3 protein-coding genes and 1 pseudogene are annotated in these 1,832 nt (G+C 63.2%); 1 reads left to right on the top strand and 3 read right to left on the bottom strand.

All coding sequences use genetic code 11. From position 1 onward, the window contains the following. The 3 genes from WAW39_RS29010 to WAW39_RS29000 all read right to left on the bottom strand — a co-directional run. On the bottom strand, positions 1–387 hold a 387-nt coding region (locus tag WAW39_RS29010; RefSeq protein ID WP_422323042.1), incomplete at its 3' end, for a hypothetical protein. A 28-nt stretch (positions 388–415) separates the two neighbouring features. Continuing rightward, positions 416–655, bottom strand: coding sequence for a helix-turn-helix domain-containing protein (locus tag WAW39_RS29005; RefSeq protein WP_422323040.1), 240 nt, complete (start codon positions 653–655; stop codon positions 416–418). Continuing rightward, a complete protein-coding gene (locus WAW39_RS29000) occupies positions 642–917 on the bottom strand; it encodes a hypothetical protein (RefSeq protein ID WP_422323038.1) in 276 nt (91 codons plus the stop codon). The genes WAW39_RS29005 and WAW39_RS29000 overlap by 14 nt, the downstream gene beginning before the upstream one ends. Positions 918–1,495: 578 nt before the next feature. Between WAW39_RS29000 and WAW39_RS28995 the strand changes: the two are divergent. Beyond that, positions 1,496–1,832 (top strand): annotated as a pseudogene (locus tag WAW39_RS28995) (hypothetical protein); the annotation flags it as partial.

Below are 1,832 nucleotides of genomic sequence, written 5' to 3'. Positions count from 1 at the left end.
AAACTCCGCCGCGATGACCACCTGTGTTTCCAGGCAGGCGGAGGCCCTGAGGCGCGCCGTGCGGACCATCTCCGCAAAGTCCGGCGGCAGCACCGGCGGCGCGGGCGCAGGCTCCCGCCGCTTTCGTGGCGGTGGAAACGCGCCCTTCGGCCCGTTGCTGCTGCGGCTGAGTTTACGTTTTTCCTCCTCATTCCCCGCCAGTTCTAGGATGCGGCGTGCGTGCCCCCGGTCCTGCTGAAAGGCGGCGCAGGAAAAGCAGCCGCTGTCAAAGATGACGAGGTTGTCCCCCGCCCTGTCCCGGTCCAATTCAGCGCAGGCCGGGCAGCGGGCGAAGGTCCGGGAGCCGCGCTTCCGGACTTTCTCCAAACGATCAAGCTCGAGTTTCATGGGTGTGTTCGTGGTGGCATGGGGTTTCTCAGCGTTTGGGGGTTCCCTGCTCGTGCTGCTTCAGCGCCGCCATCACCTGCGGCAGGTCAAAGCGGCACACCCGCCCGATCTTGATCATGGGAATGATCCGGTCCCGCGCCCAGCTCCCCAGGCAGCGCCGGGAGACATTGAGCTTCTGCGCCATCTGCTCCGGCGTGAGCCACCCGCCCTCCGAGACGGCTGCGGAGCCGGAGAATGAGGGCGCGGCAGAAGCGTCAGAACCGGCCACTGACGCGCCGGAAGAGGCCGCGCATGCCCACGACACCCGCAACGGGCAGCGACGCGTCAGAGGCAGCGCCAAACGCAAGCACGGAGCCCTGGGAGAAGGCTGCAGAGACTGCGGATGGAGGCGTGGAAGAGGAGGAGTCGATGCCCTTGCCGGGGTGGCCGGAGGAGGCGTTGCTGGTGGAGCCGATGCCGGGCGCAGGCACAGGCTCGGTGGTAGCGGAGGTGGAGGCAGAAGAGAAGCTTTCGGATTCAGGCAGATTCATAGCAGTAAGTGGTAATAAGTGGTATTTGATTGGCATGGTTCGGCCTGGGAATGCGCAGAGACGCAGGATGCGTGGCAGAGGCATGGGCTCAGGCCCTCGGAAACAACCGGCACCGCCCGCACCGGCCCGGCCTCCGACAGAGTGCATGCACCCCATGGAACGCCCGGCCCGGCTGCTGTGCCGGCCTGCATGGTGCGAGACTCAGAGTTCTTCACTGCCTCCCTCGCTGTCCCCCTCCCGGCCCGCCGCGTTCTTCACACCAGCCACCCGAAGGATGTGAACAAGACTTGGGTCCGATTTTTCAAAGTCAAACCGAATCTGCAACTTTGTGTTACTTCATACCACATTAGAGAGCGTGAGGGGAGGCGTGGCGTTCATGCGCGCGCGCTCATTGTAGGATGGGTGTGGCGACAGCCCGCCCGTCTGCCAGCGCACTGCAAACACCATGGCGTACGGTAATCCTCGCAGTCGGGCGGTTTGGCGAAGGGGGCTGCGTGGCACAAGAAGCCTCGGCGCGCCAAACACACCCAACCTACGAACGGCTTGCATTGCGCCATTCAACACCCAATTCTCCATTCATGCTGTGGACGATTCCCGCCGTCATTCCTTTGCCGCGTGATTTTAAGGGCTTTGATCCCGGCAGTTCCATGCCGTCGGACGATTTCACCACCTATGCGCGTCATCTCCCGCATTGGCGCCTGCCTGGCGCTGCTTATTTTGTCACGTTCCGGCTCTCTGATTCAATCCCTCATTCCCTACTGTCAGAGATGCAGCGTGAAGCCGCTTCATGGCGGCAGCGATTGGCTGATCGCACCATCCCGATGTCCGACACCGAGCAGGCTAAATGGCAGGAGTTCCAACGTGCCCGCCTCCGCAAACTGGAACGACTGCTCGATGAAGGCCATGGTGAATGCC

The sequence above is a fragment of the Prosthecobacter sp. genome, assembly GCF_049294395.1.
Lineage (GTDB): Bacteria > Verrucomicrobiota > Verrucomicrobiia > Verrucomicrobiales > Verrucomicrobiaceae > Prosthecobacter.
Note: the sequence above shows the minus strand (reverse complement) of the source record. Positions and strands in the feature narration are given on the sequence as shown.